Origin of the sequence: Acidovorax sp. Leaf73 (genome assembly GCF_916855635.1) — a bacterium.
Lineage (GTDB): Bacteria > Pseudomonadota > Gammaproteobacteria > Burkholderiales > Burkholderiaceae_C > Acidovorax > Acidovorax facilis.
Map to the genome: position 1 here is coordinate 225,377 of NZ_CAKASI010000001.1, position 13,914 is coordinate 239,290.

8 protein-coding genes and 5 tRNA genes are annotated in these 13,914 nt (G+C 61.5%); 12 read left to right on the forward strand and 1 reads right to left on the reverse strand.

What is annotated here, in order from left to right; genetic code table 11:
• Nucleotides 1-232: 232 nt before the first annotated feature.
• Nucleotides 233-1,168: a squalene synthase HpnC gene (gene hpnC, locus LPA35_RS01125; RefSeq protein WP_228894552.1), complete on the reverse strand. Its 936-nt coding sequence runs from the start codon at nucleotides 1,166-1,168 to the stop codon at nucleotides 233-235.
• 207 nt (nucleotides 1,169-1,375) lie between these two features.
• On the opposite strand from hpnC, the gene LPA35_RS01130 reads away from it, so the two are divergent.
• The 12 genes from LPA35_RS01130 to LPA35_RS01185 all read left to right on the forward strand — a co-directional run bounded on the left by LPA35_RS01130 (nucleotide 1,376) and on the right by LPA35_RS01185 (nucleotide 13,794).
• Nucleotides 1,376-2,584, forward strand: coding sequence for an efflux RND transporter periplasmic adaptor subunit (locus tag LPA35_RS01130; RefSeq protein ID WP_370641325.1), 1,209 nt, complete (start codon nucleotides 1,376-1,378; stop codon nucleotides 2,582-2,584).
• 8 nt (nucleotides 2,585-2,592) lie between these two features.
• A complete protein-coding gene (locus LPA35_RS01135; protein ID WP_121419598.1) occupies nucleotides 2,593-5,775 on the forward strand; it encodes an efflux RND transporter permease subunit in 3,183 nt (1,060 codons plus the stop codon).
• A 94-nt stretch (nucleotides 5,776-5,869) separates the two neighbouring features.
• Nucleotides 5,870-5,956 (forward strand) — tRNA-Leu (locus LPA35_RS01140).
• A gap of 75 nt (nucleotides 5,957-6,031) precedes the next feature.
• Nucleotides 6,032-7,345, forward strand: a complete 1,314-nt coding sequence (tig, locus tag LPA35_RS01145; RefSeq protein ID WP_055399519.1) for a trigger factor — start codon at nucleotides 6,032-6,034, stop codon at nucleotides 7,343-7,345.
• A 127-nt stretch (nucleotides 7,346-7,472) separates the two neighbouring features.
• Nucleotides 7,473-8,081 carry an ATP-dependent Clp endopeptidase proteolytic subunit ClpP gene (clpP, locus tag LPA35_RS01150; RefSeq protein ID WP_055399521.1) on the forward strand — a complete coding sequence of 203 codons (609 nt, stop codon included), beginning with the start codon at nucleotides 7,473-7,475 and terminating at the stop codon, nucleotides 8,079-8,081.
• Nucleotides 8,082-8,183: 102 nt separating this feature from the next.
• Nucleotides 8,184-9,449: an ATP-dependent Clp protease ATP-binding subunit ClpX gene (clpX, locus tag LPA35_RS01155; protein ID WP_010460566.1), complete on the forward strand. Its 1,266-nt coding sequence runs from the start codon at nucleotides 8,184-8,186 to the stop codon at nucleotides 9,447-9,449.
• 188 nt (nucleotides 9,450-9,637) lie between these two features.
• The gene (lon, locus tag LPA35_RS01160; RefSeq protein WP_055399523.1) at nucleotides 9,638-12,070 is read left to right on the forward strand and encodes an endopeptidase La; all 2,433 of its coding nucleotides are present in this window, start codon (nucleotides 9,638-9,640) and stop codon (nucleotides 12,068-12,070) included.
• A gap of 86 nt (nucleotides 12,071-12,156) precedes the next feature.
• Nucleotides 12,157-12,232, forward strand: a tRNA-Gly gene (locus tag LPA35_RS01165).
• 58 nt (nucleotides 12,233-12,290) lie between these two features.
• A tRNA-Cys gene (locus tag LPA35_RS01170) sits at nucleotides 12,291-12,364 on the forward strand.
• Nucleotides 12,365-12,546: 182 nt separating this feature from the next.
• Nucleotides 12,547-12,622 (forward strand) — tRNA-Gly (locus LPA35_RS01175).
• A gap of 156 nt (nucleotides 12,623-12,778) precedes the next feature.
• Nucleotides 12,779-12,871, forward strand: a tRNA-Leu gene (locus LPA35_RS01180).
• A 284-nt stretch (nucleotides 12,872-13,155) separates the two neighbouring features.
• Nucleotides 13,156-13,794 carry a DUF6806 family protein gene (locus LPA35_RS01185; protein ID WP_055399525.1) on the forward strand — a complete coding sequence of 213 codons (639 nt, stop codon included), beginning with the start codon at nucleotides 13,156-13,158 and terminating at the stop codon, nucleotides 13,792-13,794.
• The last annotated feature ends 120 nt before the right edge of the window (nucleotides 13,795-13,914 follow it).

Consider the following 13,914-nt stretch of genomic DNA (forward strand, 5'->3'; position numbering starts at 1 on the left):
CGCACGGGGCGGTTGGTGGCCGCGAGGCTAACCGCGCGCTGCAGCAGCCGGATGCTCGCTATCCCTGCCTTGCGGGATTGCCCCTCATCAGCGTGCAGCGCCCAGCAGGGAAAGCGTTCCTGAATTGATAGCTGCCAGCGATTGATAGATAAGCGCTAGGAGCCAATTTGGCTTGTAATTTTGGCCAAGAAACATGCCGATGTCAGCGCGCCTTGTGGCCCATGAATCTTTCTTACATCACCAGCGCGCGGCCCAGCATCACGCACCAATCCCACGCATGCAGGCGTGGACGGGTGTGCAGGCTGCCGCCTTTGAGGGCGTCCACCTTGTCCAGAATGCGCAGGCCGCCTTGCACCACCAGGCGAAGCTCCCACCCGGCGCGGCCGGGCAGGCGGTGCACCAAGGGGGCGCCTATTTGCATGCTGGCGCGGGCCCAGCGGGCGCAATCGGTGATGAGGCGCACGTTCTCGGGGGTACTTCTGAGTGCCAGCAGTTCGGCCTGACAGGCGCCATGAACGGCGCAGTCGGCGCGGGGCAGGTAGTGGCGCCCTCGGGGGATGTCCACGGAGAGGTCCTGCCAGAAGTTGATGAGCTGCAGCGCGGTGCAGATGGCATCGCTTTCTTGCAGCGCCTGGGCGTCTGTTACGCCGTACAGGTGCAGCAGCAGCCGGCCCACGGGGTTGGCGGAGCGGCGGCAGTAGTCCAGCAGCTCGGCGCGGTCGGCATAGCCCTCGGCATCACGGGTTTTTTCAACATCCTGGGCAAAGGCGCTGAGCAGGTCTTCCAGCAGTGGTACAGGCAGCTGGTGGCTATGCAACACCGCTTGCAGCGGCAAGAACACGCTGGCCCAGCGGGGCGAGGGCGGCTGGCCTTGGGCGACGGCCATCAGGTCGGCATGGTAGGCGGCCAGGTCGGCCAGGCGGTCTGCGGCGGGGGCGTCCCCCTCGTCGGCAATGTCGTCAGCGGTGCGGGCAAAGCCGTAGATGGCGGCAATGGGCTGGCGCAGGTGCGGTGGGCACAGCAGGGACGCGACCGGGAAGTTCTCGTAGTGCGTGACAGGGGCGGCCAGGGTGGCAGACGCATGGTGTGGAGCAGTCTGGAGCGGCTGTGGCGCGGAAGTTGCAGCAGACGCCACTTCAGGCTGGGGAGGGGGGGATCGGTCGTTCACACCCTGGATTGTCGCTTGACAATGCCGAGGGCTTCTCATAGATTACTAACCGGTCAGTCAGTAATCAAAAAACCAATTCAATCAGGGACAAGGAGGCTGGCCGGTAACTGTTACTTCAGTTCCGTTTTCAGCGCAGGCATTCGTGCCTGCGTTTTGCGTGCAGCCCCTGCAACTCCTTGTAGCCCTTCTCTATTCACCGGATTTCCCATGCGCACATCCTCCGCCTCGCGGCCTTTTCAACGGCACTGCCGGACCTTGCTGATGGTGGCCGCCGCTGCTTTGCTGGCCGCCTGTTCCCGCCCCGCGCCGCCTGAAGAGCCGGTGCGCTCGGTCAAGTTGCTGACGGTGGGGGTGGGTGCGCTGCAGTCCAGCCTGGAGTATTCGGGCGAGGTGCGGGCGCGCGTGGAGTCGCGTTTGGGGTTCCGCGTGGCGGGCAAGATCGTGCAGCGCCAGGCCGAACTGGGCCAGCGTGTGCGGGCCGGACAGGTGCTGGCCCAGCTGGACCCCAAGGATTACCAACTGGCCACCGACGCCGCGCGCGCACAGTTGGCATCTGCCACCACGCAGCGTGATCTGGCCGCTGCCGACTACAAGCGCTACCAAGCCCTGAAGGACCAGAATTTCATCAGCGGCGCCGAGCTGGAGCGCCGCGACGCCACGCTGAAAGCCGCCCAGGCCACGCTGGACCAGGCCCGAGCGCAGCTGTCATCGCAAGGCAACCAGGCGGCCTACACCACGCTGGTGGCCGACGTGGCGGGCGTTGTCACTGGCATTGACGCCGAGCCTGGCCAAGTGGTGTCGGCCGGGGCGCCTGTGGTGCGCATTGCGCAGGATGGCCCCCGCGATGTGGTGTTTGCGGTGCCGGAGGACAAGGTGGGGCAGATCACCCCAGGCTCAGAAGTGGCGGTGCGCGGCTGGTCCGGTGGCGCCAACCTGACGGGCCGCGTGCGCGAAGTGGCCGCCAGTGCCGACGCCGCCACGCGCACTTACCAAGTCAAGGTGGCCATCGATGGTGCCGATGCGCCTGCGCTGGGCTCCACCGTGTACGTCACGCCCAAGGCGCTCAGCCATGCGGGCATTCCGGCCATCAAACTGCCCACCAGTGCGCTGCGCCAGGAGGGGCAGTCCACGGCGGTGTGGGTGTATGACGCGGCCAGCAGCACGGTGAAGTCGCAGGGGGTGCAGATTGCCACGGCCGATGGCAACGAGGCCGTGGTGGCTGCGGGTCTAGCCCCCGGCATGCAGGTGGTGGCCACGGGGGTGCATGTGCTCTCGCCTGGGCAGAAAGTGCTGATTTATCAGCCAAAAACGGCCTCAGCGCCCGCCAGTAAAGCGCAGACAGCTACCAATCCAGTAGCAATGCCTGCCGCGCCTGCTGCCACAGCAGCGGCACCCGCAGCTTCCACAGCCAACTGAGGCCGGCCATGACGCAAGTACAACCCAAAGAGGGGTTCAACCTCTCCAAGTGGGCGCTCGACCATCCCGCCCTCACGCGCTACCTGATGGTGGTGCTGATGCTGCTGGGCTTTGCCGCCTATTTCCAGCTGGGGCAGGACGAGGACCCGCCGTTCACCTTCCGTGCCATGGTAGTGCGCACGTACTGGCCCGGCGCCACGGCGCAGCAGGTGGCCGAGCAGGTCACTGACAAGATCGAGCGCACGCTGCAAGAGGTGCCCTACGCGGACAAGATCCGCAGTTATTCGAAGCCCGGCGAGTCGCAGATCATCTTTCAGATCAAGGATTCGTCCAAGGCCAGCGAGGTTGCCAACGTCTGGTACAGCGTGCGCAAGAAGGTGGGCGACATGCGCTACACCTTGCCACAGGGCATCCAGGGCCCGTTCTTCAACGACGACTTTGGCGATGTGTATGGCGTGATCTACGCGCTGGAGTCCGAGGGCTTCAGCTACGCCGAACTCAAGCAATTTGCCGACGACGCACGCCAGCAACTGCTGCGTGTGCCCGATGTCGCCAAGGTTGAGCTGTTTGGCGTGCAAGACGAAAAACTGTTCATCGAGATCTCGCAAAAGCGCCTGTCGCAACTGGGCCTGGACATGAACCAGGTGCTGGCCCAGCTGGGCCAGCAAAACGCCGTGGAGAGCGCCGGAGCCATTCAGACCCCGCAAGACCAGGTGCAGGTGCGGGTGCAGGGGCAGTTCAACGCCATTGAAGACCTGCGCGCCATGCCGATCCGTGGCCCGTCGGGTGCACAACTGCGCCTGGGCGATATCGCCGAGGTCAAGCGCGGCTATGTGGACCCGGCCACCGTGAAGGTGCGCCACCAAGGGCAGGAAGTGATTGCGCTGGGCGTCTCCATGGCCAAGGGCGGCGACATCATTGCGCTGGGCAAGGCGCTGCATGCCGCCACCGACCGCATCGGCGGCACGCTGCCAGCGGGGGTGAAGCTCGTCAACGTGCAAGACCAGCCCAAGGCGGTGGCCACCTCGGTGAATGAATTCGTCAAGGTGCTGATCGAGGCCGTGGTCATCGTGCTGGCGGTGAGCTTCATCGCGCTGGGCCTGCACAAGCGCCCCGGCAAGAACCCGCTATGGAAGCGCTGGTACATCGATCCGCGCCCGGGGCTGGTGGTGGGCATCACCATTCCGCTGGTGCTTGCCGTGACCTTCCTGGCCATGTGGTACTGGGGCATCGGCCTGCACAAGATATCGCTGGGCTCGCTCATCATCGCACTGGGCCTGCTGGTGGATGACGCGATCATTGCGGTCGAAATGATGGTGCTCAAGCTTGAAGAGGGCTACGACAAGGTGCGTGCCGCTACCTTTGCCTATGAGATCACGGCCATGCCGATGCTGACGGGCACGCTGATCACGGCGGCGGGCTTTTTGCCCATCGGCCTGGCCAAGTCCACTACGGGCGAATACACCTTTGCCATTTTTGCGGTCACCGTGATCGCGCTGGTGCTCAGCTGGTTCGTGTCGGTGTACTTTGTGCCGTACCTGGGCACGCTGCTGCTCAAGGTGCCCCCGCATGTGCTGGCTGCCCAGGCCAACAAGGGCATCACCGACGATCCACACGAAGTGTTTGACAGCCCGTTTTACCGCACTTTCCGCCGCCTGGTGGACTGGTGTGTGTTGCACCGCTGGATCACCATCGGCGCCACGGTACTGACCTTTGCGCTGGGCATTGTGGGCATGGGCAAGGTGCAGCAGCAGTTCTTCCCCGATTCGAGCCGGCCTGAAATTCTGGTGGACATCTGGTTCCCCGAGGGCACCTCATTTGCTGGCAATGAAGAAGTGACCAAACGTGTGGAGCAGCGCTTGCTCTCTGAGCCTGGCGTCAGTTCTGTCAGCACCTGGGTCGGTTCCGGCGTGCCGCGTTTCTATTTGCCGCTGGACCAGGTGTTTCCACAGAGCAACGTGTCGCAGTTCATCGTTCTGCCCCAGGATCTGAAGGTGCGTGAGTCCCTGCGCGTGAAGTTGCCTGCGCTGCTGGCCGAAGAGTTCCCGGAGGTGCGTGGTCGCGTCAAGCTGCTGCCCAATGGACCACCGGTGCCTTACCCCGTGCAGTTCCGCGTGGTGGGGCCTGATCCGCTGGTGCTGCGTGAGCGCGCCGATGAAGTGAAAGCCCAGCTGCGCAAGAACCCGGACATGCGCGGTGTGAACGACAACTGGAACGAGTCTGTGAAGGTGCTGCGTCTGGAAGTGGACCAGGCCAAGGCGCGCGCTCTGGGTGTCACCAGCCAGTCGATTGCCCAGGCGTCCAAGACCATTCTGTCGGGTACGCAGGTGGGCCAGTACCGCGAGGGTGACAAGCTCATCGACATTCTGCTGCGCCAGCCGCTGGACGAGCGCAACGCCATCACCGACATCGCCAACGCCTACCTGCCCACGGCCTCGGGCAAGTCGATCCCGCTCACGCAGATCGCAAAGCCGGTCTTCACCTGGGAGCCCGGTGTGATGTGGCGCGAGAACCGCGACTACGCCATCACCGTGCAGGGGGATGTGACCGAGGGGCTGCAGGGGGCCACGGTGACGGCGGCGCTGCTGCCTGCTCTCAAGGACATTGAGGCGAAGTGGCGCGCTGCCGGGCAGACCGGCTACCGCATCGAAGTGGCGGGTGCTGTGGAGGAAAGCTCTAAGGGCTCGGCGTCGATTGCAGCCGGCATTCCGGTCATGTTGTTCATCACCTTCACGCTGCTGATGCTGCAACTGCACAGCTTCAGCCGCGCGATGCTGGTGTTCCTGACCGGGCCGTTGGGCCTGGCAGGGGTGGCTGCGGCGCTGATTCTGCTCAACCGTCCGTTCGGCTTCGTGGCGTTGCTGGGGGTGATTGCACTCATGGGCATGATCCAGCGCAACTCGGTGATCCTGATCGACCAGATCGAACAGGACCGCGCGAGGGGTGTGCCTGCGTGGGATGCGATTGTTGAATCGGCAGTGCGCCGCCTGCGTCCTATCGTGCTGACGGCTGCGGCTGCGGTGCTGGCCATGATCCCGCTGTCACGCAGCGTGTTCTGGGGCCCGATGGCCGTGGCCATCATGGGCGGACTGGTGGTGGCCACCGTGCTGACGCTGCTGGCGCTGCCCGCGATGTATGCCGCGTGGTTCCGTGTGAAAAGGCCTGCGCCGGAGGTCCTTGGAGGGGTTTGATTCCCACCCTGCCCGCATCAGGGTAAAATAGAAGGTTGACCGATTTCACACAGGCGGCAGCTGAGGTTGCCGCCTGTTTGTTTGTTGTAGAACCGCGCGGGTGGCGAAATTGGTAGACGCACCAGGTTTAGGTCCTGACGCCAGCAATGGTGTGGGGGTTCGAGTCCCCCCCCGCGCACCACCCATGTGAGACTTTGCGGAACACGGCGCTGCTGCGCTGCAGCCAGCACGATCCACATTCATAAGAGGAATAGCCATGGCCGTTACTGTTGAAACCCTTGAGAAGCTCGAGCGCAAGATTACGCTGAGCGTGCCCGTCACCCTGATCCAGTCCGAAGTCGACACGCGCCTCAAGCGCCTGGCCCGCACGGTCAAGATGGACGGTTTCCGTCCCGGCAAGGTGCCCATGAACGTGGTGGCCCAGCGTTACGGCTACTCGGTGCAGTACGAAGTGCTGAACGACAAGGTGGGTGAAGCCTTTGCCGTGGCAGCCAACGAAGCCAACCTGCGTGTTGCTGGCCAGCCCCGCATCACCGAAAAGGAAGGCGCTCCTGAAGGCCAGGTCACTTTCGATGCCATTTTCGAAGTGTTCCCAGAAGTCAAGATTGCCGATCTGTCTGATGCCGAAGTCGAAAAGCTGTCGGCTGAAGTGACGGACGCCGCCATCGACAAGACCATCGACATCCTGCGCAAGCAGCGCCGCAGCTTCGCCCAGCGCGCCATGGATGCTGCTGCTCAAGACGGCGACCGCGTGACGGTCGATTTCGAAGGCAAGATCGATGGCGAGCCGTTTGAAGGCGGCAAGGCCGAAGACTTCCAGTTCCTGGTGGGCGAAGGCCAGATGCTCAAGGAGTTCGAAGACGCCGTGCGTGGCATGAAGTCTGGCGAAAGCAAGACCTTCCCCCTGGCATTCCCTGCGGAGTACCACGGCAAGGATGTGGCTGGCAAGACCGCTGACTTCCTGGTGACCATCAAGAAGATCGAAGCTGCCCACCTGCCCGAAGTGAATGATGCCCTGGCCAAGTCGCTCGGTATTGCCGATGGCTCCGTGGAAGGCCTGCGCGCCGACATCAAGAAGAACCTGGAGCGTGAAGTCAAGTTCCGTCTGCTGGCCCGCAACAAGCAAGCCGTGATGGACGCCCTGGTGGCCAAGGCTGAGCTGGACCTGCCCAACTCCAGCGTGCAAGCTGAAATCGCCCGCCTGCTGGAAGGTGCCCGCGCTGAACTCAAGCAACGCGGCATCAAGGACGCCGACAAGGCCGAGATCCCTGAAGACGTGTTCCGCCCCCAGGCTGAGCGCCGCGTGCGCCTGGGCCTGGTGCTGGCCGAGCTGGTGCGTGCCAATGAGCTGCAGGCCAAGCCCGAACAGCTCAAGGCCCACATCGATGAGCTGGCTGCCAGCTACGAGAAGCCCGAAGACGTGGTGCGCTGGTACTTCGGCGACCGCCAGCGTCTGGCGGAAGTCGAAGCCGTTGTGATCGAAAACAACGTGACCGAGTTTGTGCTGTCCAAGGCCAAGGTGGTCGAGAAGGCCGTGTCGTTTGACGAACTGATGGCCCAGCAAGGCTGATAGGCTGCAGGCTAGGCGGCTTGTTATCGAACTGCCCGGTTGTTGCCGTTACATACAGGGGCTTGTGCTTTCGTGCACAAGCCCCAATTCATTTCTGGGTACAGTACCTGCTTGTCTGGAGAAAAACATGAGCGCATTGGAAACACAAGGCCTGGGCATGGTTCCCATGGTCATCGAGCAGTCGGGCCGTGGCGAACGGTCCTACGACATCTACTCGCGCCTGCTCAAGGAGCGCGTGATTTTTCTGGTGGGTCCGGTCAACGACCAGACCGCCAACCTGGTGGTGGCTCAGCTGCTGTTCCTGGAGAGTGAAAACCCCGACAAGGACATTTCGTTCTACATCAACTCCCCAGGTGGCTCGGTAAGCGCCGGCATGGCGATCTTTGACACCATGAACTTCATCAAGCCTGATGTCTCGACACTGTGCACCGGCATGGCCGCCAGCATGGGCGCCTTCCTGCTGGCCGCAGGAGCCAAGGGCAAGCGTTTTGCGCTGCCCAACTCCAAGGTCATGATCCACCAGCCTCTGGGCGGCATGCAGGGCCAGGCCACCGAGATTGAGATCCATGCCCGCGAAATCCTCAAGACCCGCGAGCAGCTCAACAAGATCCTTGCCGAGCGCACGGGCCAGCCGCTGGAAAAGATCCAGCGCGACACCGAGCGTGACTATTTCCTGTCGGCTGATGAGTCCAAGGAATACGGTTTGGTCGATCAGGTGATCAGCAAGCGCTCCTGATAGCCAGAGGGTCAAACAGCGGCGTTTTCCTTTGGGGAAGACGCCGTTTTTTATTTGGTTATCATCCCGACAACTTTCCGTAACAAGCAAGGCATTGCCCCCATGGCCGAGAAAAAAGGCTCTTCCAGCGAAAAAACCCTTTACTGCTCTTTCTGCGGCAAAAGCCAGCATGAAGTGAAGAAGCTGATCGCCGGTCCGTCGGTCTTTATCTGCGACGAGTGCATTGACCTGTGCAACGAGATCATTCGCGATGAGCTCCCGGCTGGCGACCTGGCGCGCGAAGGCCGCAGTGACCTGCCCACCCCCGTAGAGATCAAGACCAACCTCGACAACTATGTGATTGGTCAGGACGTGGCCAAGCGCACGCTGGCGGTGGCGGTGTACAACCACTACAAGCGCCTGCGCCACAAGGACAAGGCCCACAAAGACGATGTGGAGCTGTCCAAGAGCAACATTTTGCTGATTGGGCCCACGGGTTCGGGCAAGACGCTGCTGGCGCAGACCCTGGCGCGCATGCTGGACGTTCCCTTTGTGATGGCCGACGCCACCACGCTGACGGAAGCCGGTTATGTGGGCGAAGATGTGGAGAACATCGTCCAGAAGCTGCTGCAAAGCTGCAACTATGAGGTGGAGCGCGCGCAGCGCGGCATCGTCTACATCGACGAGATCGACAAGATCTCGCGCAAGTCGGACAACCCCAGCATCACGCGTGACGTTTCGGGCGAGGGCGTCCAGCAGGCGCTGCTCAAGCTCATCGAAGGCACGATGGCCAGCGTGCCGCCGCAGGGCGGACGCAAGCACCCGAATCAGGACTTCCTGCAGATCGACACGACCAACATTCTGTTTATCTGTGGCGGTGCGTTTGCGGGACTGGAAAAGGTCATCGAGAACCGCACCGAAGCCTCGGGCATCGGGTTTGGCGCATCGGTCAAGAGCAAGAAGCAGCGTTCGCTGACAGAGGTGTTCACCGAGATCGAACCCGAAGATCTGATCAAGTTCGGCCTGATTCCTGAACTCGTGGGGCGCATGCCCGTGGTGACGGCTCTGGCTGAACTCAGCGAGGATGCGCTGGTGCAGATCCTGACGGAGCCCAAGAACGCGCTGGTCAAGCAATACAGCAAGCTCCTGGCCATGGAAGGTGTGGACCTCGAAATCCGTCCTGCCGCGCTTAAGGCCATCGCTCGCAAGGCCTTGGCCCGCAAGACCGGAGCCCGCGGCCTGCGCTCAATCCTGGAGCAATCGCTGATTGGCACGATGTTCGACTTGCCCAATACAAGCAACGTTGAAAAAGTGGTGGTGGACGAGTCCACCATCGAAGAAAACAAGCCGCCGCTGCTCGTTTATCGCGAAGCGGCCAAGAAGGCCTGAGAAGGCGTGAAGGAGTCTGCGATGCCCGCATGGACACGCCGGAATCCTTCACACCGTCTGAGATGACCGGAGCGGGCGCATTGGTGTCGCCCATTGAACCATCAACCCTTGTGCCAGCGCGGCTTGCGCGTAAGGGTTGAAAATCCCCACATGTGGACCCATTTCCACAGAGCACTTTGAGGATTTCCATGTCCGGACATACCCCCCTGCCAGCCACCCCTATCGATCTACCGCTGTTGCCTTTGCGTGACGTGGTGGTGTTTCCCCACATGGTCATCCCGCTTTTTGTGGGGCGTCCCAAGAGCATCAAGGCGCTTGAGTTGGCCATGGAGGCCGACCGTCGCATCATGCTGGTGGCACAGAAAGCTGCAGCCAAGGACGAGCCTTCGGTGTCGGACATGTTCGATGTCGGCTGCGTCTCCACCATCCTGCAGATGCTCAAGTTGCCTGACGGCACCGTGAAGGTGCTGGTCGAAGGCCAGCAGCGCGCTCTGGTGACGTCCATCGAGGACGCTGAGACCCATTTCACGGCCACCGTCACGCCGGTAGAAGCCACACCCGAGGCCAACAAACCCAGCGAGATTGAAGCGCTGCGCCGTGCTGTGATGCAGCAGTTTGACCAGTACGTCAAACTCAATAAAAAGATTCCCCCGGAGATCCTCACATCGATCTCCAGCATCGACGATCCAGGCCGTCTGGCCGACACCATCGCCGCGCACCTGCCGCTCAAGCTCGAGAACAAGCAGGTGGTGCTGGACCTGTCGGATGTGAAGGCGCGCCTTGAAAACCTGTTCGAGCAGCTTGACCGCGAGGTGGACATCCTCAACGTGGACAAGAAGATCCGTGGGCGTGTGAAGCGCCAGATGGAGAAGAACCAGCGCGACTTCTACTTGAACGAGCAGGTCAAGGCCATCCAGAAGGAGTTGGGCGAAGGGGATGAAGGCGCGGACATCGAGGAGATCGAGAAAAAGATCAAGCTCGCCAAGATGCCTGCCGAGGCGCGCAAGAAGGCTGATGCAGAACTCAAGAAGCTCAAGCTGATGTCGCCCATGTCGGCCGAGGCCACCGTGGTGCGTAACTACATTGACGTGCTCACCGCACTCCCCTGGAGTAAGAAGACCAAGATCAAGCACGATCTGGTGAACGCCGAGGGCGTGCTGAACGAAGACCATTTCGGCCTCGACAAGGTCAAGGACCGCATCCTTGAATACCTTGCAGTGCAGCAGCGCGTGGACAAGGTGAAGGCTCCCATCCTGTGCCTGGTGGGGCCACCGGGCGTGGGCAAGACCTCGTTGGGGCAGTCCATTGCCAAGGCCACGGGCCGCAAGTACGTGCGCATGGCCCTGGGCGGCATGCGCGACGAGGCTGAAATCCGTGGGCACCGCCGCACCTACATCGGCGCACTGCCGGGCAAGGTGCTGCAGAGCTTGTCGAAGGTGGGCACGCGCAATCCGCTGTTCCTGCTGGACGAGATCGACAAGCTGGGCACGGACTTCCGAGGCGACCCGTCGAGTGCGCTGCTGGAGGTGCTGGACCCCGAGCAGAACCACACTTTTGGCGATCACTACGTCGAAGTGGACTTCGACCTGAGCGACGTGATGTTCGTCGCCACGTCGAACTCGATGAACATTCCGCCGGCCCTGCTCGACCGCATGGAAGTGATCCGCCTGTCGGGTTACACCGAGGACGAGAAGACCAGCATCGCCATGAAGTACTTGCTGCCCAAGCAGCTCAAGAACAATGGCGTGAAGGACGAAGAACTGCTGATCACCGAGCCCGCCGTGCGCGACATGGTGCGTTACTACACGCGGGAAGCCGGCGTGCGTTCGCTGGAGCGCGAGTTGTCCAAGATCTGCCGCAAGGTGGTCAAGGGTCTGCAGCTCAAGAAGCTCGAACCCCAGGTCGTTGTCACCGCCGACAACCTGCCTGACTTCCTGGGCGTGCGCAAGTACACCTACGGCCGTGCCGAGGCGCAGAACCAAGTGGGCCAGGTGGTCGGTCTGGCCTGGACCGAGGTGGGTGGCGATCTGCTGACCATCGAAGCCGCCGCCATGCCCGGCAAGGGGGTGATCACGCGCACCGGTTCTTTGGGTGATGTGATGAAGGAGTCGGTGGAGGCTGCCCGCACGGTAGTGCGCAGCCGCTCGCGCATTCTGGGCATCAAGGACGAAGCGTTTGAGAAGCGCGACATCCACATCCATGTGCCAGACGGGGCAACCCCTAAGGATGGTCCGAGTGCTGGCGCTGCGATGACGACGGCGTTTGTTTCGGCCCTCACGGGTATTCCCGTGCGCGGTGATGTTGCCATGACCGGTGAGATCACGTTGCGCGGTGAAGTTACCGCCATTGGTGGACTCAAGGAAAAGCTGCTGGCGGCTCTGCGCGGCGGCATCAAGACGGTGCTGATCCCCGAAGAGAACGTCAAAGATCTGGCCGAGATTCCTGACAACGTGAAGAGCGGGCTGGAGATCGTGCCGGTGCGCTGGATCGACAAGGTGCTGGAAGTGGCCTTGGAAACCAAGCCTGTGCCCCTGACGGATGAGGAAGTGGCGGTCGTGGCAGCGCCCTCGACGGACAAGGCCGTTGCAGCGTCGTCCGCGACAGATGGCCTGAAACATTGACGCAAATTTTTTTGAGAACCCCAAAAAATGCGCTACAATTCATTCCATCGCAGCAAACGTTGTACAATGTGAGGCTTCGGTAAAATGCGGGAATAGCTCAGTTGGTAGAGCGCAACCTTGCCAAGGTTGAGGTCGAGAGTTCGAGACTCTTTTCCCGCTCCAATTTCCACAAAAAGGGAAGCAAATGCTTCCCTTTTTTGTCAGAGAAATGTGAATTTCTGGCGCGGTAGCAAAGCGGTTATGCCCCGGATTGCAAATCCGGTTAGTCCGGTTCGACTCCGGACCGCGCCTCCAGATACGGTCTGTGTCTTGATGTCTGAAGATCTTCTGTGATCGTCGTAATCAAGATGACTGTTGAAGGATGGATGGTGATTGGTTGATTTTTTGGTTTGCAATCGAATAGAGCCAAAAAATAGCGATATAATTTGAGGCTTGCTGATTAGCTCTGATGGAAACGTCGGGTGCAGTAGGTGAATGCGGGAATAGCTCAGTTGGTAGAGCGCAACCTTGCCAAGGTTGAGGTCGAGAGTTCGAGACTCTTTTCCCGCTCCATATTTGTAAGGGAAGCTTCGGCTTCCCTTTTTTCTTGGTGGTGCAAGGCGGGCGGCTCGGCGGGGCGTCGGCCCTGTGACCAGAGATACGACAGGGCATTGCGCGCATGCGCTGCCCGGGTTACGCTGCGACGCAGGAGTGCGTTGGGCAGCCGGCGCCCCGATGGTGAAATTGGTAGACACTGCGGACTTAAAATCCGCCGCTTTCCTGAAAAGGGGCGTGCCGGTTCGACCCCGGCTCGGGGCACCACGAAGAGCCTGTTCAATGTCCTTTTGGAGATCGCATTGGAGTGCAATCGGGATGAGTGGATGCGCCGGCTGCGCAGTATGGGCTCATGCCCATGCAAGCAGCCGGGGCGTCCAGTCGCCCGATTTCACTCCAACCCTTTGGGCAAGTGCCTTGCCGGGCGGTCTGCGGCGTTGCGGCGCTTGTTGATAGCCGGGCTATCAACTGCGCACCGCGCCTAGCAGCCCATCCCGGTAAGGTACTTGTGCGACTCCAAAAGGACATTGAACAGGCTCTAGGATTCAATCATGTCAAGTTACAACGCTCCCTTCGAAATCCACGTCCACGGACAAGTCCAGCTGCGCGCTGATGTGAGCTTTGACCAACTCCAGGAGGCGCTCAAACCCTTGTGGAAGTACGCCGGAGCCCGCTCGCTGGCTGATGGCGCAGCCAGCGCCTACGAAGAAGAGCCCGGCATCAAATACGACGCGCAGGAACACTTGCTGCAGATGTGCTGGACGGTGCGGGGGGATGAAGACTTTCGCCAAGTTCTGGACGAAATGTGCATGAGCCTCAATGAGCTTGCCGAGCAAGGTGCTGCCATCGAAGTCACGTTCTACGACGCAGATTTCGACGAAGACGAGGAAGAGCAAGGTGCGGAGTCGCGCGACGATTTCGTCATGCTGTTTGTCGGCCCCACGCCCGCCGCCATCATGCAGGTGCAGCGTGATTTGCTGGTGCAGGACGTTGTCAACATGATGGAGCGCCACTTTGATGGTGCCGAACTGGGCGGCGTGGTGGCCGAGATCGACAAGCTGTTCAGCCAGCGCTTTGATGCGCTGGTGAACTCGCTGGAGATCGGAAAACCGCCGCGTGGCCCTGGTGGGGGCGGCTCCGGCAGTGGTCATGGTGGCGGTGGTGGTCGTCGTCCGCGCCACCTGCACTGATTCCTTCATTCAACCTCACACTGGTGTCCCCGTGTGGGGTTGCCTTGCATGTGCTGGTGGCAAAAGTTGATCGACAGGCTGTGGCAATGACTTGTGCCCGTGTGCGTTGTATTCCATGCG